The sequence below is a fragment of the Actinoplanes palleronii genome (assembly GCF_016862315.1).
GTDB lineage: Bacteria > Actinomycetota > Actinomycetes > Mycobacteriales > Micromonosporaceae > Actinoplanes > Actinoplanes palleronii.
Genome location: NZ_BOMS01000049.1, coordinates 13542 through 30674, shown reverse-complemented (window position 1 = coordinate 30674; position 17133 = coordinate 13542). Strand labels below are relative to the sequence as shown.

At 71.1% G+C, this 17133-nt stretch carries 18 protein-coding genes; 7 read left to right on the top strand and 11 right to left on the bottom strand.

Annotated features, from left to right (window positions below):
* Nucleotides 1–153: 153 nt before the first annotated feature.
* Genes Apa02nite_RS17830 through Apa02nite_RS17815 form a run of 4 tightly spaced genes read right to left on the bottom strand, consistent with a single transcriptional unit; the run spans nt 154 to nt 3459 of the window.
* Nucleotides 154–1203 carry an NAD(P)H-dependent flavin oxidoreductase gene (locus Apa02nite_RS17830; RefSeq protein ID WP_203825984.1) on the bottom strand — a complete coding sequence of 350 codons (1050 nt, stop codon included), beginning with the start codon at nt 1201–1203 and terminating at the stop codon, nt 154–156.
* Nucleotides 1200–1886 carry a CoA-transferase subunit beta gene (locus Apa02nite_RS17825; protein ID WP_203825983.1) on the bottom strand — a complete coding sequence of 229 codons (687 nt, stop codon included), beginning with the start codon at nt 1884–1886 and terminating at the stop codon, nt 1200–1202. Before Apa02nite_RS17825 ends, Apa02nite_RS17830 begins: the two co-directional genes overlap by 4 nt.
* The gene (locus Apa02nite_RS17820) at nt 1883–2725 is read right to left on the bottom strand and encodes a CoA transferase subunit A (protein WP_203825982.1); all 843 of its coding nucleotides are present in this window, start codon (nt 2723–2725) and stop codon (nt 1883–1885) included. The genes Apa02nite_RS17825 and Apa02nite_RS17820 overlap by 4 nt, the downstream gene beginning before the upstream one ends.
* The gene (locus tag Apa02nite_RS17815) at nt 2722–3459 is read right to left on the bottom strand and encodes an enoyl-CoA hydratase family protein (RefSeq protein ID WP_203825981.1); all 738 of its coding nucleotides are present in this window, start codon (nt 3457–3459) and stop codon (nt 2722–2724) included. Before Apa02nite_RS17815 ends, Apa02nite_RS17820 begins: the two co-directional genes overlap by 4 nt.
* Before the next feature lie 47 nt (nt 3460–3506).
* Between Apa02nite_RS17815 and Apa02nite_RS17810 the strand changes: the two genes are divergently transcribed.
* Nucleotides 3507–4286 (top strand): SDR family oxidoreductase, encoded by a 780-nt coding sequence (locus Apa02nite_RS17810; RefSeq protein ID WP_067685216.1) that lies wholly within the window; start codon nt 3507–3509, stop codon nt 4284–4286.
* Between the two features lie 23 nt (nt 4287–4309).
* The gene (locus Apa02nite_RS17805) at nt 4310–5818 is read left to right on the top strand and encodes an aldehyde dehydrogenase family protein (protein ID WP_203825980.1); all 1509 of its coding nucleotides are present in this window, start codon (nt 4310–4312) and stop codon (nt 5816–5818) included.
* A 1-nt stretch (nt 5819) separates the two neighbouring features.
* On the opposite strand, the gene Apa02nite_RS17800 is transcribed toward Apa02nite_RS17805, so the two are convergent.
* Together Apa02nite_RS17800 and Apa02nite_RS17795 are read right to left on the bottom strand one after the other, a co-directional pair.
* The gene (locus Apa02nite_RS17800; RefSeq protein WP_203825979.1) at nt 5820–6410 is read right to left on the bottom strand and encodes a hypothetical protein; all 591 of its coding nucleotides are present in this window, start codon (nt 6408–6410) and stop codon (nt 5820–5822) included.
* 35 nt (nt 6411–6445) lie between these two features.
* Nucleotides 6446–7297 (bottom strand): SDR family NAD(P)-dependent oxidoreductase, encoded by an 852-nt coding sequence (locus Apa02nite_RS17795; protein WP_203825978.1) that lies wholly within the window; start codon nt 7295–7297, stop codon nt 6446–6448.
* A 129-nt stretch (nt 7298–7426) separates the two neighbouring features.
* Here Apa02nite_RS17795 and Apa02nite_RS17790 point away from each other — a divergent pair, with 129 nt between their 5' ends.
* Nucleotides 7427–7855 (top strand): MarR family winged helix-turn-helix transcriptional regulator, encoded by a 429-nt coding sequence (locus tag Apa02nite_RS17790; RefSeq protein WP_203825977.1) that lies wholly within the window; start codon nt 7427–7429, stop codon nt 7853–7855.
* A gap of 61 nt (nt 7856–7916) precedes the next feature.
* Here Apa02nite_RS17790 and Apa02nite_RS17785 read toward each other — a convergent pair whose 3' ends face one another.
* From Apa02nite_RS17785 to Apa02nite_RS17770, 4 genes are read right to left on the bottom strand one after another with little or no spacing between them, the layout of a single operon-like run.
* Nucleotides 7917–8396, bottom strand: a complete 480-nt coding sequence (locus tag Apa02nite_RS17785; RefSeq protein ID WP_203825976.1) for a pyridoxamine 5'-phosphate oxidase family protein — start codon at nt 8394–8396, stop codon at nt 7917–7919.
* The gene (locus Apa02nite_RS17780; protein WP_203825975.1) at nt 8393–9286 is read right to left on the bottom strand and encodes an SDR family NAD(P)-dependent oxidoreductase; all 894 of its coding nucleotides are present in this window, start codon (nt 9284–9286) and stop codon (nt 8393–8395) included. The genes Apa02nite_RS17785 and Apa02nite_RS17780 overlap by 4 nt, the downstream gene beginning before the upstream one ends.
* A gap of 1 nt (nt 9287) precedes the next feature.
* Entirely contained in the window at nt 9288–10040 is a 753-nt protein-coding gene (locus Apa02nite_RS17775) for a glucose 1-dehydrogenase (RefSeq protein WP_203825974.1), read from the bottom strand.
* A 38-nt stretch (nt 10041–10078) separates the two neighbouring features.
* On the bottom strand, nt 10079–10684 hold the full coding sequence (locus Apa02nite_RS17770; RefSeq protein ID WP_203825973.1) for a TetR/AcrR family transcriptional regulator: 606 nt from the start codon (nt 10682–10684) through the stop codon (nt 10079–10081).
* A 94-nt stretch (nt 10685–10778) separates the two neighbouring features.
* On the opposite strand from Apa02nite_RS17770, the gene Apa02nite_RS17765 reads away from it, so the two are divergent.
* From Apa02nite_RS17765 to Apa02nite_RS17750, 4 genes are all read left to right on the top strand, one after another.
* A complete protein-coding gene (locus Apa02nite_RS17765) occupies nt 10779–11867 on the top strand; it encodes a Zn-dependent alcohol dehydrogenase (RefSeq protein ID WP_203825972.1) in 1089 nt (362 codons plus the stop codon).
* A 1-nt stretch (nt 11868) separates the two neighbouring features.
* Complete coding sequence (locus Apa02nite_RS17760) at nt 11869–12903, top strand: LLM class F420-dependent oxidoreductase (protein WP_067685208.1); 1035 nt, start codon at nt 11869–11871, stop codon at nt 12901–12903.
* 62 nt (nt 12904–12965) lie between these two features.
* Nucleotides 12966–14723 carry a 3-oxosteroid 1-dehydrogenase gene (kstD, locus tag Apa02nite_RS17755; protein ID WP_203825971.1) on the top strand — a complete coding sequence of 586 codons (1758 nt, stop codon included), beginning with the start codon at nt 12966–12968 and terminating at the stop codon, nt 14721–14723.
* Nucleotides 14720–16306 carry a GMC oxidoreductase gene (locus Apa02nite_RS17750; protein ID WP_203825970.1) on the top strand — a complete coding sequence of 529 codons (1587 nt, stop codon included), beginning with the start codon at nt 14720–14722 and terminating at the stop codon, nt 16304–16306. The genes kstD and Apa02nite_RS17750 overlap by 4 nt, the downstream gene beginning before the upstream one ends.
* A gap of 224 nt (nt 16307–16530) precedes the next feature.
* Here the strand turns inward: Apa02nite_RS17750 and Apa02nite_RS17745 are convergent, their stop codons facing one another.
* The gene (locus Apa02nite_RS17745) at nt 16531–16797 is read right to left on the bottom strand and encodes a hypothetical protein (protein WP_203825969.1); all 267 of its coding nucleotides are present in this window, start codon (nt 16795–16797) and stop codon (nt 16531–16533) included.
* Nucleotides 16798–17133: the final 336 nt, after the last annotated feature.

Genomic DNA, 17133 nt, shown 5'->3' with positions numbered 1-17133 from the left:
GGCCGCTGTGCAGAGCAGCGGCAGAGCCACTCTGAAGAGCCGCTGTGCAGAGCCGCGGCAGAGCCACTCTGAAGAGCCGCGGCAGGACCGCATTTGAAAATCCGTGGCCATGCCGCGCCCAAAAGCCGCGGCAGGCCACGCTCGAAGAGCCGATCATCGAACGGCGGCCAGCGCGGCCATCCTCGCGTCCGCCTCGACCATGATGCGGTCGATCAGCTCGGCGCAGGACGGCAGGTCGTCGATCAGCCCGGCCACCTGACCGGCGGACATCACCCCGGCCGACAGGTCGCCTTTCACCATCGACGCGCGCAGCAGCGCCGGGGTGTTCGCCGCCATCAGCGTCTGCGCCCAGGAGAGGTTGCGACCGTGGCGGGCGGCGCGCCCGGTGCGCAGCAGCTCCGGCCACGACAGCCCCGACTCACGCCGGAACGCCGCGGCATTGCGCAGCGCCCGCGACAGCACCGCGACCCGCCCGACCCGCTCCAGCGAGTCCACGAACGGCGTCCGCAGCACCCGATGCGGCACCCCGTCCACCCGCGTGGTGACGACCGTGCCGGTCACCCCGGCGGCCAGGTACCGGCGCTTCACGTCCGGGGCGACCGGGCTGTCCGACGTGAGCAGGAACCGGGTGCCCATCGCGATCCCGGACGCGCCGTACGCCAGCGCCGCCACCAGCCCCCGCCCGTCGAAGAAGCCGCCGGCCGCCACGACCGGGATGTCGACCGCGTCCACCACCTGCGGCAGCAGCAGGGTCGTCGGGACCGGGCCGGTGTGCCCGCCACCCTCGCCACCCTGCACCAGCACGGCGTCGGCACCCCACCCGGCCACCTTCTCGGCGTGCCGGCGGGCGCCCACCGAGGGCATGGTCAGCACGCCACCGTCCGCGCAGCGGCGGATCAGATCGGGGCTCGGCGCCAGGGCGAACGAGACCAGGCGGACTTTCTCCCGTACCAAATAGGTGATTTTTTCGGTCGCGTCGGGGGCGTCGGCGCGGATGTTGACTCCGAAGGGCGCGTCGGTGCGGGCGCGGATCTTTTCGAGGGTGACGCGCAGCTGATCCAGGGTCATCGTGGCGGAGGCGACGATGCCGAAGCCGCCGGCCGCCGAGGTGGCCGCGACCAGGCCGGCGCCCGCGACATAACCCATACCGGTCTGCACGATCGGGTGCCGGCAGCCGAGCAGCTCGGTGAGCCGGGTCCTCACCGGAACTCCCGTAGGCCGTCCGGGTCGAGCCGCTCGCGGAGAAGTGCCAGCTCCGGGCCGGTGAGCGAGCGCGAGACCGGCACCGAGACCGGCACCGTCAGCGGGAAACCGGTGGCGGCCTCCACGTCGGCCACCGACACCCCCGGATGCACCGAGCGCAGCCGCATCGACCGGTCCGGGGTGGTGAAGTCGAGCACGGCCAGGTCCGTCACCACCACGCGGATCTCGACCGCACCCCGGTCATGACCTATTCCGGACACCAGATCGACGTGCTCGACGAAGACCCGGGGTTCGTGCCGGGGTATCCAGTAGCTGGTGGTGTGGTTGACCGTGTTGCCGGGCGCGCCGCGGACGCCGAGCAGCTGCCGGGTCGGGCGGTGCCAGTCGCCGACGCAGGAGATGTTCTGGTTGCCGAACCGGTCGATCTGGCTCGCGCCCATCATCACGTGCCGGGTGCCGGCCGCGACCACGCCGAAGACCGCGCGATAGGGCAGCCAGCCCTCCGGCTCGTCGGCGTGCGTGAGCGTCGCCTCCCCGTCGGTGAGCAGCAACGACGGCTCGAACGTGAGCTGGGCCAGCCGGGCGCCGAGCCGGGGGATCAAGCCGGTCGTGGAGGCCAGGACCGCGCCGTCACCGCGCCACGCGTCGGCGCACGCGGCCACGCAGACATCCGCGCGGCTCATCGCGCGGCCACCGCTTTCTGATAGTGCTCCTCGTCGCCGTACAGGTAGGCGGCTCGGAAGCGCCCCCACGTGTCGGGCGAGGCAGCGGCCGTCGCGTACTCCCGCTGGAACGCCTCGTCGCGATCGTAATCGGGCACGCAGCTGGTGAAGTGTGCCCCGTGCGGGGTCTCCACCACGCCGTCGACCATCATCCGGTTGAGCAGCAGGCCCTGCGGCGGTCCGCTTTCGATCAGGTCGGCGGTGCTGACCAGCCGCTCGCAGGAGACGAAGCGGCGGCGGGCGGCCAGGCAGAACAGATCGTCGAAGTAGGGATCCGGGCCGAGGTAGCGCGCGTTGCCGCGCCGATCGGCGCGATTCAGGTGGACCAGCGCCGCGTCGAGGGTCACGGCGGGCATCGCCACCAGGTTGCTGCCATCGGGGTACGGCGATTGCACCGTACGCAGGGTGGGGTTGATCCTCATGAGGTCGGAACCGAGACCGGCCCTGATCGGCAGGAACGGCAGCCGGTTGGCGGCCGCCAGGAGTCCCCAATAGAGCATCCCCTCGTCGTATTCGGTCAGCTCGACGGTGCCGTCCTGGCGGGCCTGCCGGAAGTGCGGCTCGAGCGGGATGCTGTCGAGCGACACGAACCCGGTGACCACCCGTCGCACGCAGCCGGCCGCGATCAGCAGCCCCACGTCCGGCCCGCCGTAGGAGACCACGGTCAGGTCGCGCAGCCCGGCCCGGCAGACCGCCCGGACCAGCGCCATCGGCTTGCGACGCGACCCCCAGCCGCCGACGCCGACCGTCATCCCGTCCCGCAACTCGCCGACCACGTCGTCGACGGTCAGCACCGTCATCTGCCCTCCACGAACTTCTGCCTGGCGCGGTCGCCCGCGCCGTTGAGGTTGAGCTCGAACGTGAAGCCCTGCTCGAACCGGTACGACCGCTTCACGTCGACCGGGTCGATGCCGTTGAGCGCCTCCTTGGCCCGGCGGATCACCACCGGGTCCTTGGCCGCGATCGCCCCGGCCACCGCCCGCGCCGCAGCCCGCAGCCCGTCGGCCGGCACCACCTCGTGCACGGTGCCGAAGCGGTGCAGGTCGGCGGCGGTGACCGTGCGGCAGGTGTAGACCATCGCGCGCATCAGCTGCGGCGGCACCAGCCGGGCCAGGTGGGTGGCGGCGCCGAGCGCGCCCCGGTCGACCTCGGGCAGGCCGAACGTGGCGTCGTCGGCGGCTACGATCAGGTCCGCGTTGCCCGCCAGACCGATGCCGCCGCCGAGGCAGAAGCCCTGCACGGCGGCGATCACCGGGACCGGGCAGTCGTAGACGGCCGCGAACGCGGCGGCACACCCCCGGTTCGCGGCGAGTAGCACCTGATGGCCCTCGGAGCGCTGCATCTCCTTGATGTCGACCCCGGCGCAGAAGCCGCGCCCCTCGGCGCGCAGCACCACGACCCGGGTCGCCGGGTCGGCGCCGGCCGCGGTGAGCTGGTCGACGACCGACAACCAACCGGCCACCGGCACCGCGTTGACCGGCGGGAAGTCGATCACCACCTCGGCGATCGTGCCGGGTTGCAGGTGTACGCCCATCCTCGCAGGCTAACCTAGCGCTTGCTTGGTGGGCTAGCATCGCGGTTATGGACCCCCTCGACTTCAGCGGGCGCGGGGTGGTGGTCACCGGCGGGACTCGGGGGATCGGGGCCGCGATCGCGTCGGCCTTCCGTGCGGCCGGGGCGCAGGTGGTGGTCTGCGGCCGCAACCCGCCCGCGTCCTCGCCGGCCTCGCCTGGGGGTGGCAGCGGCCGGTTTGATCCGGTTGATTTCTTCAGGGCCGACGTGCGTGATCCGGTGCAGGCCGCCGCGCTGGTGGCGGCGGCGAAGGACCGGCTCGGGCGGGTCGACGTGCTGGTGAACAACGCGGGCGGTGCGCCACCGGTCCCGGCCGCGAGCGCCTCACCCCGGTTGCACGCGAAAATCATCGAGCTCAACCTGATCGCCCCGCTGCACGTCGCGCAGGCGGCCAACGCGGTCATGCGGACCCAGCCGGGTGGGGGAGTGATCCTCATGGTCGGCAGCGTCAGCGGCACCCGCCCGTCACCCGGCACCGCCGCCTACGGAGCGGCCAAGGCCGGCCTGCACCACCTCGCGACCAGCCTGGCCGTCGAGTGGGCGCCGGCCGTGCGGGTCAACAGCGTGGTGCCGGGCCCGGTCGCCGGCTTCCTCGACCCGGAGGCGGTGGCCCGCACGGTGCCGATGGGCCGGGCGGCGACCCGCGAGGAGGTCGCCGGGGTCTGCCTGCTGCTGGCATCCCCGCTGGCCTCATACGTGACCGGCGCCGCCGTGGCCGTCCACGGCGGCGGCGAGTGGCCGGGCTACTTGGCGGACCTGCGCGATGCGGCGTACCCTGCGCAGAAATAGAACCTGTTCTAGTGAGGTGCCGGATGGTTCTCTCGATCAAGACGAGGCGGGACGCGGTCGGCCTGACCGCCGGTGAGCTGCTGATCGACGGCGCCTGGTGCGCCGCGGCTGACGGCCGCACCTGGACGCACACCCACCCCGCCACCGGCGAGCAGGTCGGTGACTTCGCGGTCGCCTCGCCGGCCGACGTGGACGCGGCGGTGCGCGCCGCCCGCCGGGCGTTCGACGAGGGTCCGTGGCCGGGCGCCCGGGCCAAAACGCGGATCACCGTGCTGCGCCGTGTCGCCGAGCTGATCCGCACCCACACCGACGAGCTGCGCACCCTGCAGGCGCTCGACAACGGCGTCCCGCTGACCTTCGGCGACGAGTACGCGATGTCGATCGAGTGCGTCGCCGACGTCTTCGACCACCACGCCGGCTGGGTCGACAAACTCGCCGGCGAGACGCTCCCCGGTTATCAGGGCGGCGACCACCTGGTGATGACCCTGCGCGAACCGGTCGGGGTGGTGGCCGCGGTCGTCCCGTGGAACGGCCCGCTGCTGCTCGCCGCGCAGAAGGTCGCACCGGCCCTGGCGGCCGGCTGCACCGTGGTGCTCAAACCGTCGGAGTTCGCGACGTTCGCGGCGTTGCGCCTGGCGAAACTCCTCGAGGAGGCCGGCCTCCCGCCGGGCGTGCTCAACGTGGTGACCGGCCCGGGCGACCCGACCGGCCAGGCGTTGATCACCCACCCGCTGATCGACAAGATCACCTTCACCGGCAGCCGCGCGGTCGGCAAGCGGGTGCTCGCCGCCGCGGCCGAGGGGATGAAGCGGGTCAGCCTCGAGCTCGGCGGCAAGAGCCCGTCGATCGTCTTCCCGGACGCCGAGGTCTACGCGGCCGCCACCCTCACCATGGGCACGGTGACGCTCGGCCTCTCCGGCCAGGCGTGTGTGGCCCACTCCCGCGCCCTGGTCCACCGCGACGTGTACGACGAGTTCCTCGCCATCGCCGAGGGCATGACCGGCCTGGTCACCTACGGCGACCCGTTCGACCCGCAGGTCACCGCCGCACCGCTGATCAACGACCGGCAGCTGTCCCGGGTGCTCGGCTACATCGAACGCGGCCAGGCCGAGGGCGCCCGGCTGGTCTGCGGCGGCGGCCGCCCCGACGGCGAGCTGTCGGCCGGCAACTTCGTCGACCCGGTCGTCTTCGCCGACGTCGCCAACAGCGCCACCATCGCCCAGGAGGAGATCTTCGGCCCGGTCCTCGCGGTCGTCCCGTTCACCGACGAGCAGGAGGCGATCCGCCTGGCCAACGACACGACGTATGGCCTGGCCGCCACGGTCTACACCGCCGACGTGAAGCGCGCGATCCGGATGGCCCGCGCGGTCCGGGCCGGCACGGTCGGCATCAACGGCTACCAGCTGGAGCCGCACGTGGCCTTCGGCGGCTTCGGCCAGTCCGGCCTGGGCCGCGAGGGCGGCCGCACCGCGATCGAGGCCTACACCGAAGTCAAGACGGTCCTGATCCCCACCGGCGACGAGATGATGTGAGTCAACGGCTCGGGGACGTGTGCGGGCAGTACTCGCGGGCCGCCCGCGTGTAGGGGTCGGTCGGCGGGGCCGGGTCCCCGCACGTCAGGCCGCCCGTCTTCGTCTCCGTCCATGCGGTCAGGGTGCCGCTCACCGCGGGCGCGCACCCCACGGGAAAGACCGCCGAGATCCGCCGGACCCCCGCATAGACGATGATCTCCGTGATTTCCGGATCATTGAGACCCCAAGTGCCAAAATTCATTTTGTACGAGCGGGAGGGCCGGGTCGTGTGCACCCCGACACCGATCTTGTTCCCCAGGTCGGTGGCGAGGAGCCGGAGCCAGCCGTCCGGCACGGTGACCCCGGCGACGGCCGCGGTCACGGGTGCGTCGAGGACTTCTGTTCCCTCGCGCATGGCGTCAGTGGTGAACAGCGAGGCGTGCTCCAGCACTGACTCCTGCGTGACGCCGGACCACTGGACGCCCGCCCGGGTGAGATCGCAGCCGGCCGGCACACTGCTCATCGCCGGGGCCGGAGTCGGCGCGGAGACCGTGGCCGAGGGGGTGCAGCCGGCCGGCAGCATGGCGAGCAGTGCCATTGATCGTTTGCCCACCGAGGGTCCGATGGATTCGTTCGGCTGGGAAGTGATCAGTTGGTGGGCGAGTCGCCCGCCGCGGTGATCCACGTGCTGGTGAGGGAGGTGACGGCACTGCCGTCGAGGTCGGCGAGTTTGATGCCGCTGAACCGGGCGGCACCGGCGGAGGTCTGCACGCGCAGCGGCGGGGTAGGATCGGCGAGGAGCTGGACGATCACGTCCGCGACGTCCTCGGGACGCTGGGCGGCGGCGAACGCCTGCTCGGTGCGGGCCAGGTAGGCCTCCAGCAGGGCGCGGTACGGGCCGCTGGCGGCGAGCCGGGCAGTGTTGTCGCCGAGGTGGTCCACGAAGTCGCTCGCGACCGCGCCGGGTTCGACGAGGCTGACGCGGACACCCATGGCGGCGGCCACCGGGTGCAGTGACTCGTAGAGGCCTTCGACGGCGAACTTGGCCGCGCAGTATGCCTCGTTGAAGGGCTGGCCGATGACGCCCCCGACGCTGCTGACGGCCAGCAGCCGGCCTTTACCGGCGCGCAGGTAGGGCATGGCGGCGGTGCTGACCCGGGCCACGCCGAAGAAGTTCACCTCGAGGACCCGGCGCAGGGCGTCCATCCCGTCGGTCTCCAGGGTGCCGAGGTGGGCGGCGCCGGCGTTGTTGATCACGGCGGCGATGGTGCCGTACTGGCCGGCCACGTCGGTCAGGCAGCTGGTGACCGACTCGTCGTCGGTGACGTCCAGGCGGCGGATGTCGAGGGTGACGCCGGCGGCTTCGGCGGCGGTGCGCAGCGCATCGCTCCGGGTCGGGTCGCGCAGGGTGGCCACGACCTGGTGACCGGCTCGGGCGGCGGCCACCGCCGTGGCCAGGCCGATGCCGGAGGAGGTGCCGGTGATGACGACGGCAGACATGAGTGTCTCCTTCTGCGCTGGGTGTCGGTCGACCCAAAAGCTTGACCAAATCAATGCTTGATTTTCTCAAGCGATGTGACCGTAGTCAGCGATCGTTGAAAAAGTCAAGCTTGTCGGTAGGCTGGTGGCGTGAGCCCCACCCCGACTCAGCTCATCGAGCTGTTCGTCCTGGCCAGCAGTACCTACTACCAGGAGTTCGCCGCCGTGGCGGACCGACACGACCTCAATTCCACCCAGGTAAAACTGCTGATTCTGGTGCGGGAGCCGCAGTCCATGAGGGCGCTGGCGAGGCAACTGTCCTGTGACGCCTCCAACGTCACCGCGATCGTCGACCGGCTTGAGCGCGGCGGTCTGGTGCGTCGCGAGGTCGCCGCACACGACCGCCGGATCAAGAACGTCGTTCGGACCCCGGCGGGAGACGAGACCGTCCAGCTCATTCGCGATCAGATGCAGGCGACTCACCAGGCACTGACCTCGTTCACCGGCGACGAACGCGTCATGCTCGCCACCCTGCTCACCCGCATGCACACCGCCCTGGACGGCGAGACCAGCGGCTGAGCGCCGCGGATTGCTACCTGGCGCAGGCCGGTCCGCCAGGCGGCGGCGTCTGCCCCCGGTCTCAGCCGGTGAGGCGGCGGTGGTCCCAGCTGATCACTCGGCTCGGTTGGACGAGGTAGGCCGCGCGCTTCGTTGCCGCGTGGGTGACGTAAGCCTCCAGCGCGGCAGCGACCTCATCCGGTGGCAGGTCGCCCACCACCGGGCTGGGCATGCGGGCGGCGATCAACCGGCCGATCTCGGTCACCCCGGTCAGGTCGTCGATCACGGTCACCGTGCCGGTCACCTGGACGCCGCGTAGCTCGAAGTAGTCGTCGCCGTCCTCGATCAGGCAGGTCAGGCGGGGATCGCGGGTCAGGTTGCGGGCCTTCTGGGAGGCGCGATAGGTCCAGAACGCGATCCGGTCGTCCTTCATCGCGTAGAACATGCTGACCAAGTGCGGGGTGCCGTCGGCGTTGATGGTGGCGAGCTGCAGCTTGCGGCCATCGGCCAGCAGCCGCGCGACGTCGGACGCCGGCATCGACACGATGTCGCGCTGTTTCACGGGCGCTCCCCGAACGTCGCGTCCGCCAGTGGCAGTGTCTCCTCGCACAGATAGCCGGGCTGCGGCGGATCCGCCGTGAACACCTTGCTCAGCGTCTCGTCCAGCTCCTCGAGCGTCCACTGCTCACCCGCAGCGTGGAACGCCGCCCGCACCGTCGGCGGGCCCAGCACCGCCACCACGTCGCCGTGCGCCACGAAGACCTCGCCGGTGATCCGCTCTCCGGCCGGTCCGGCCAGATAGGTGACCAGTGGCGCCACCCGGGCCGGGGCCAGGGGATCGGGGCCATCCGGTGCCGCGCCCATCAACGAGCTGGTCATCGCCGTGCGGGCGCGCGGGCAGATGGCGTTGGCGCGTACGCCGAATCGTCCGCAACCTCGAGCGGTCGCGAGCGTCAGCGCAACGATCCCACCTTTAGCCGCGGCGTAGTTGGCCTGTCCGGCGGAGCCGAGCAGGTACGCCTCGGAAGCGGTGTTGACGATCCGCGCGTAGACCGGGCCGCCGATCGCCTTGCTCCGGGCCCGCCAGTACGCCGTCGCCAGCCGCGTGGTCACGAAATGCCCGCGCAGATGCACCCGGATCACCGTGTCCCACTCCTGCTCGGACATCGAGAAGATCATCCGATCGCGCAGCACCCCGGCGTTGTTGACCAGGATGTCGATGCCGTCCCACGCGCGCAGCAGCGCCTGCCCGGTCGACCACTCGGCGATGTCGCCGGGGCAGACCTCGGCCTCCGGGATCCGCGCGGCCACCTCGTCGAGCCCCGGCCCGGGCAGGTCGTTGAGCACCACCCGGGCGCCCGCCGCGGCCAGCGCCACCGCCTCCGCGGCACCGAGCCCCTGACCCGCCCCGGTGACCACGGCGATCTTGCCGTGCAAGGAGAGGGAGCCCATCTCAATACCCCGGCCCGGCCAGCAGCCCGCCGTCGGCCAGGAACTCGGCGCCGGTGGTGTACGACGACTCGTCCGAGGCCAGGAACGCCACCAGGCGGGAGATCTCGATCGGCTCGGCGAACCGGGCGATCGGCAGGGCTTTGAGGAACGCGGCCGGGTCGACGTCGGTCAGGTGCTCGGCCGCCGCGATCGCCATCGAGGTCATCACGCCGCCGGGGTGCACCGAGTTGACCCGGATGCCGGACGGCCCCAGCTCCTGCGCGGCCGATCGGGTGACCCCGCGGATGCCGAACTTGCTGGCGCTGTAGGCGGAGAGTCCGGCCGCGCCGGCGAAACCCTCGATCGAGGACACGTTCACGATCGAGCCGCCACCGGCGGCGATCATCGACGGTGCGGCGAAGTGCACGCCGAGCCAGCAACCGGTCAGGTTCACGTCGAGCACCCGGCGGAACTCGGCCGGGTCCATCTCGGCGATCGGCGCGTGCCGCAGGATGCCGGCGTTGTTGACCAGGACATCCAGTTTTCCGTACGCCTCGAGCGTGGCGGCCACCGCGGCGACCCAGTCGGTCTCGCTCGTCACGTCGTGATGCAGGTAGACGCACCCGAGCTCGTCGGCGACCGCCCGCCCGCGCTCGTCGAGCACGTCCCCGATGACCACCCGGGCGCCCTCGGCGGCGAAGTGCCGGGCATGGGACTTGCCCATGCCCCGCGCGCCACCGGTGATGAGAGCGACCTTGCCGTCCAGCCGGCCCATGCTGACCTCCCAAGCGCTTGCTTGGGAGAGTAACACCGTCAGCGTGCGACGACGCCGTCGAACAGCAGCCTGAGCAGACCGTCGACGACCTCGTCGGTGGTCCAGGACTTGCCCTGGGCCTGCTTCCAGGAGGTGGGGATCCAGAGGATGTCGCGCAGCAGCCGGTAGATCAGCCGGGCGTCCAGGTCGGCGCGGAACTGGCCGTCCTGCTTGCCGCGTTCCAGCTGGTCGATCCAGGTCTGCTCGATCTCCTTCATCGCGGTGCGCAGATAGGCGAACCGGTCCTGGGCGCTGAAGTAGGCCCAGTCGTTCTGCAGCATGGTCAGGGCGGCCCGGTGCCGGCTGAGTGCCGCCGTGCTGGAGCGCACCATGCGTTCGATCGCGACGCGCGGGTCGTCGACATCCGCGACCGCCCGGCGGTAGCCGTCGAGCACGTCGTCGAGGAATCCGCGCAGGATCTCGTCGCCGATCGACTCCTTGGAGTCGAAGTGGTGGTAGAGGCTGCCGGACAGGATGCCGGCGGCGTCCGCGATCTCGCGGACCGTGGTGGCCCGGAAACCCTTCTCGGCGAACAGGTCGGCGGCCAGCCGGATCAGATGGGCGCGGCGCTCCGAGGGCGGCGCAGCCTTCTTCGTGGTCGTCACCTGGTCGATTATGGCCTACCCGGCCAATCGCTTGCTCGGGTACGGGTCGCCCACTAGCCTAGAACGCGTTCTACTTTTGGCGGGAGGTGGCGAGGTGCGGGCTGCGATCTTGCACGATCTGGGCGAGAAGTTCGAGATCCGTGACGATGTGTCAGTGCTCGGGCCGGGCCCGGGTGAGATCCGGATCCGGGTGCGCGCGGCCGGCGTCTGCCACTCCGACCAGTCCGCCCGCGACGGCGGCCTGCCCCAGCCGGTCCCGGCGGTGCTCGGCCACGAGGCGGCCGGCGACGTGCTGGAGACCGGTCCGGGTGTCGACGACCTGGCGCCCGGCGACCGGGTGATCGTGAACTGGCTGCCCGCCTGTGGCAGCTGCGCCGAGTGCCGGCGCGACGAGCCGTTCCTGTGCATGACCCACGTGATGACGGGTTATGCGATGCCCCGCTTCCTCGTGGGCGACTTGCCGATCTTCGGGATGGCCGGCTGCGGCGCGTTCGCCGAGGAGATGGTGGTGCCGCGGATCGGCGCCGTGCCGATCGAGGCCGACGTGCCCTACGAGGTGGCCGCGCTGGTCGGCTGCGGCGTGATGACCGGGGTGGGCGCGGTCGTCAACACCGCACAGGTCCGGCCGGGTGACACCGTCGTGATCATCGGCTGCGGCGGGGTCGGCATCGCCGCGGTCCAGGGCGCCCGGCTCTCCGGCGCCACGCTCATCGCGGCCGTCGACACCGTGCCGGCCAAGCTCGACGTGGCCCGCCGCTTCGGCGCCACCCACGCGGTCACCCCCGACCGGCTCAGCGACCTGGTCACCGAGATCACCGGGGGCGAGGGCTTCGACCACGCGTTCGACGTGGTCGCCCTGCCGCAGACCCTGCGTGCGGCGTGGGGTGCGGCCCGCCGGGGTGGCACGGTCGTCGTGGTCGGCGCCGGCCGTGCCGAGCACCGCGTCGAGTTCAACCCGTTCGAATTGCTCTTCGAGGGAAAGAAAATCATCCCTTCCTTGTACGGGTCAGCAAGCCCCCAACGAGACTTCCCCAGGCTGATCGCGCTGTGGCGAGCGGGCCGGCTCGACCTCGAGGGGATGATCACGCAGCGGATCCGCCTCGAGCAGGTCGACGACGCGCTCGCCGCACTCGGGCGTGGCGACGTGATCCGCCAGGTGATCGTCCACGACGCGGACGCCTGACGTGCGGCTGGGCATCCAGCTGGGCTACAGCGGGCAGGGTTTCGCGCAGTCGGCCGAGGAGGTCGCCGAGTTCGAGGCGGCCGGCGCCGATCTCGTGGTGGTGCCGGAGGCGTACAGCTTCGACGCGGTCAGCCAGCTCGGCTATCTCGCGGCCCGCACCACCCGGATGCAGCTCGCCTCCGGGGTCATGCAGCTCTACACCCGCACGCCGACGCTGACCGCGATGACCGCGGCCGGGCTCGACTACGTGTCCGGCGGGCGGTTCTCGCTCGGCCTGGGCGCCTCCGGCCCGCAGGTCATCGAGGGTTTCCACGGGGTCACCTACGACGCGCCGCTGGCCCGGACCCGCGAGGTGGTGCAGATCTGCCGGAAGGTGTGGCGCCGGGAGACCCTGGTGCACGAGGGCGAGCACTACCGTCTGCCGCTGGCCGGCAAGCCGCTCAAGCTGATCAACCGGCCGGTCCGCGACCGCATCCCGATCCTGCTGGCCGCGATGGGGCCGCGCAACGTCGCCCTCGCCGCCGAGATCGCCGACGGCTGGCAGGCGCTCTTCCTCGACCCGCTGGCGGCGCCGGAGGTGTTCGGCCCGGCGCTGGCCGAGGGCCGGGCGCGCCGTGACCCGGCGCTCGGCCCGCTCGACATCATGGTCCCGCTGCCGTTCGCGGTGGCTGACCCGACGGAAACCCTGCTGGCCAGGCATCGCGCGCAGCTCGCGCTCTACATCGGCGGGATGGGCGCCCGCGGCCGGAACTTCTCCAACGACCTGGTCCGCCGGTACGGCTACGCGGAACAGGCCGCGACGATCCAGGACCTGTTCCTGAGCGGACGACGAGCCGAGGCGGCCGCGGCCGTGCCCGACAAGCTCGTGCACGCGACCGCTCTGGTCGGGCGGCCGGACGAGCTGGGGGAGCGGGTGGCCGAGCTGGCCGCGGCGGGAGTGACCACGCTGCTGGTCTCCCCGCTGGCGGTTACCCGGGCGCAACGCGTCGCGGAGGTCGGCGAACTGAAACGTGTTCTTATAGATGCATCCCTTTGACATCAGGGCTTGGGTGGCCTGATAGTATAACGCGTTCCAGCTCCAACATTCGAGGAGCTCTCATGTCTGCCACCCTCAGTCGGCGCCAGGTTCTGGCCGGCGCCGCCACCCTCGGGACCGGCCTGGTCGCCGGTTCGGCCGCGCTCGGCACTCCGGCCAGGGCCGCTGCTGTTGCGTACGATGTCGTGGTTGTCGGCTGCGGAGCGGCCGGGATGACAGCGGCCTTGCGCGTCGCCGCCCTCGGTCTCCGCGTCGTGGTCGTGGAGAAGGCGCCGACCTTCGGCGGTTCGGCGGCCCGGTCCGGCGCCGGCATCTGGATCCCCAACAACCAGGTCATCCTCGCGGCCGGCGTGCCGGACACCCCGGCCAAAGCGGCCAGCTATCTCTCCGCGGTCGTGGGCGGTGACGTGCCGACCGCCAAACAGCGGGCGTTCCTCGACAACGGGCCGCCGATGATCTCGTTCGTGATGGCGAAGAGCCCGCTGCGGTTCCGCTACATGGACGGCTACAGCGACTACTACCCCGAGCTGCCCGGCGGCATCGCGCGGGGCCGCTCGATCGAGCCGGACCTGTTCGACGGCACGCTGCTCGGCGCGGAGCTGGCCAACCTCAACCCGGCCTACCTGCCGACCCCCGACGGCCTGAGCGTGTTCAGCGCCGACTACAAGTGGCTCAACCTGTCGCTGGTCAATGCCCGGGGCACGGCGGTCGCGGCCGAGTGCGTCGCCCGCTACACCGCTGCCGTGCTCGCCGGGAAGACGCCGTTGACCATGGGGCAGGCGCTTGCCGGCGCCCTGCGCGCCGGGCTGGCCGCCGCGGGCGTGCCGGTCTGGCTGAACACGCCGCTGACCGGCCTGCAGCAGGACGCGACCGGCCGGATCACCGGTGTCGTGGTCACCCGCGACGGCGTAGCGACCGTCATCACCGCCACCCGAGGCGTGCTGGTGGCAACCGGCGGCTTCGAGCGCAACCTCGCGATGCGCCTGACCTACCAGCGGCAGCCGATCGGCGTCGACTGGACGGTGGGCGCCAGGGAGAACACCGGCGACGGCATCCGGGCCGGGCTGGGCGCGGGCGCGGCCACCGACTTCCTCGACGACTCGTGGTGGGGCCCGGCCATCCCGCTGCCCGGCGAGCCGTATTTCTGCCTGGCCGAGCGGACCCTGCCGGGCAGTCTGATCGTCAACAGCGCCGGGAAGCGGTTCGTCAACGAGGCCGCGCCGTACAGCGACGTCGTGCACGTCATGTACGACAAGAACGGCGTGGTCCCGGACATCCCGTCGTGGCTGATCTTCGACCAGAACTACCGCAACCGGTACCTGTTCCGTGACGTCGCGCCGGCGCTGCCGTTCCCCGACTCGTGGTACTCCTCGGGGGCGGTGGCCAAGGACCTGACCCTCGGCGGGCTGGCCACCAAGATCGGCGTGCCGGCGGCGGCGCTGCCGGCGACCGTCGCCCGGTTCAACGGGTTCGCCTGGACCGGCCGCGACACCGACTTCCACCGCGGCGACAGCGCCTACGACCACTACTACACCGACCCCGCGGTCGTCCCGAACTCCTGCCTCGCGCCGCTGCTGCTGCCGCCGTTCTACGCCTGCAAGCTCGTGCCCGGTGACCTGGGCACCAAGGGCGGCCTGCGCACCGACCCGCGCGCCCGGGTGGTGCGCGCGGACGGCTCGGTCATCCCCGGCCTGTACGCGGCCGGCAACTCCAGTGCCGCGGTGATGGGGCACAGCTACGCGGGCGCCGGCTCCACGATCGGGCCCGCGATGACGTTCGGTTACATCGCGGCCGGCGAGATGGCGGGAGACCTGACGTGACCAGTCGTCGTACCCTCCTGCGCGCCGCCGCCCTCGGCGTCCCGGCCGCGACCCTGCTCGCCAAGGCGTCCGCCGTTCTCGCCGACGGCGATCACGTTGCCGCGCTGGTCATCGGCAGCGGCTACGGCGGAGCGGTCACCGCGCTACGACTGACCCAGGCCGGTATCAGCACCGCCATGGTCGAGATGGGGATGGCGTGGACCAGCCCCGGCACGGACGGCAAGATCTTCTGCGACGTGCTGAACCCGGACCAGCGCTCGTACTGGCTGCGCACCACCACCGACCAGCCGGTCGGCTACTTCCTCGGTGTCAGCGCCAACAAGTCGATCCCGAAGTACACCGGGGTGCTCGATTCGGAGAAGTTCGCCGGCATCCGGGTCTACCAGGGCCGGGGCGTCGGCGGCGGCTCGCTGGTCAACGGCGGTATGGCCGTGGTGCCCCGGCGGGACTACTTCACCGAGATCCTGCCGGCGGTCGACGCCGCCGCGATGTACGCCACGTACTTCCCGCGGGCCACCGCCGCGCTCGGCGTCAACGCCATCGACACCGCCTGGTTCGCGACCGCCGACTGCTACCGGTACGCCCGGGTCAGCCGCGACCAGGCCACCGCGTCCGGCTACGCCACCAGGTTCCTCGACAACGTGTACGACTTCGGCTACATGAAGCAGGAGCAGGCCGGAACGGTCACCCGGTCGGCGCTGGCCAGCGAGGTCATCTACGGCAACAACCACGGCAAACGGTCGCTGGACAAGACCTACCTGGCCGCGGCGGCCGCCACCGGGCGACTGTCGATCACCGCCCAGCACGTGGTCACCGCCGTCGCCCCGCACAGCGCGGGCGGCTACGCCGTGACGATGAACCAGATCGACACGGTGGGCGCGAGGGTCGCCACCAAGACCGTCCGGGCCGACCGGGTGTTCTTCGCGGCCGGCAGCGTCGGCACCAGCAAGCTGCTGGTCGCGATGCGCGCGCAGGGCAAACTGCCGAACCTGCCGGCCGCGGTCGGGCAGGGCTGGGGCAACAACGGCAACGTGATGGTCGCCCGGGCCCAGCACCTGTGGAACACCACCGGCGCCCTGGAGTCCGGGATGCCGGCCGTGGGGATCGACAACTGGGCCGACCCGGCCGGGCCGGTCTTCGCCGAGATCGCGCCGTTCCCGGCCGGCACCGAGCTGTGGATCAGCCTCTACCTGGCCATCACGAAGAACCCCAACCGGGCGCGGTTCGCCTACAACGCCGCGACCGGGCAGGTCGAGCTGAGCTGGCAGACCGCGCAGAACCAGCCGGCGATCGACGCGGCGAAACGGGTCTTCGACACCATCAACAAGGCCCAGGCCACCGTCTACCGCAGCGACCTGTTCGGCGCGAACAAGGTGTGGGGCGACGACTTCACCTATCACCCGCTCGGTGGCTGCGTGCTCGGTCAGGCCACCGACGACTACGGGCGGCTGCCCGGTTATCCGGGGCTGTATGTGATGGACGGTTCGCTGATCCCGGGCAGCACCGGTGTCAACCCGTTCGTCACGATCACCGCCCTCGCCGAACGCAACATCGAGAAGATCATCGCGGTGGATGTGGGCTGAGCTCCGGGCTCGGCCCCATTCACGTCGGAGAATGGGGCCGACGCGCTCCAGGTCGTCTTCACGGAAGCAGATCGACATTTTCCACCGAGCCGCCCTCCGATCATGTGAGCGGCACGCTGCCGGGTTCATGGTCGGATCCACGACCTGTTTTGTACGGATGACAGCGGCGTCGTCGCGCCGAATCGCACCCCGATCACTGCTCGGTTGTGCGTGGAGCGACCTCGTCAGGTGACCGGATCGGCCGTCCAGGACTCGTATTCCACGTGGCAGTGCAGGCACTGCGCCTCGGTCAGGTCACTCGGCCAGACGTGGGCGCAGCGGGCCTGATCTGGCGCTGCGGTGAGGTCGTGCACCAGCCATCGGCCGGCGAAGGCTTCCCTGCAGTGTGGTTCTTCGTCCTCGGAGAGATCGGGCCACCAGTTCGTATTGTCAAACGGGCGGGTATCTGCAAACCTGATTTCTCGATCAAAGTCGTGGACGGGAACCGTCAAGGTCAACCTCCGGCTTCGGATCTGGTGACGCCAGGCTTCGACTCGAACTGGCTAAACGCAGATCCGTATTCCCGCAAGACTGTCAACTGTGCGCGATGTGCATTGCCGCGCAAATGGGAAAGATGGCCTCGGTCAATGCAGATCACGATTGAGGCGGTCCGGCGCCACTGCCTATTTTGATCACGGTGCTGGCCTGTGGCCTCGCAAGGGTGACCAACGCTGAGGGGGAGGCGGAGGTCCGCGCTCGGTGCGGGAGGGGCGGTAGGAGTTCGCGGTGGGACGGATTTGCGGGCGGTAGGGGTCCGCGACCGGGTTGTGCGTGCGGCTACCGCCCCC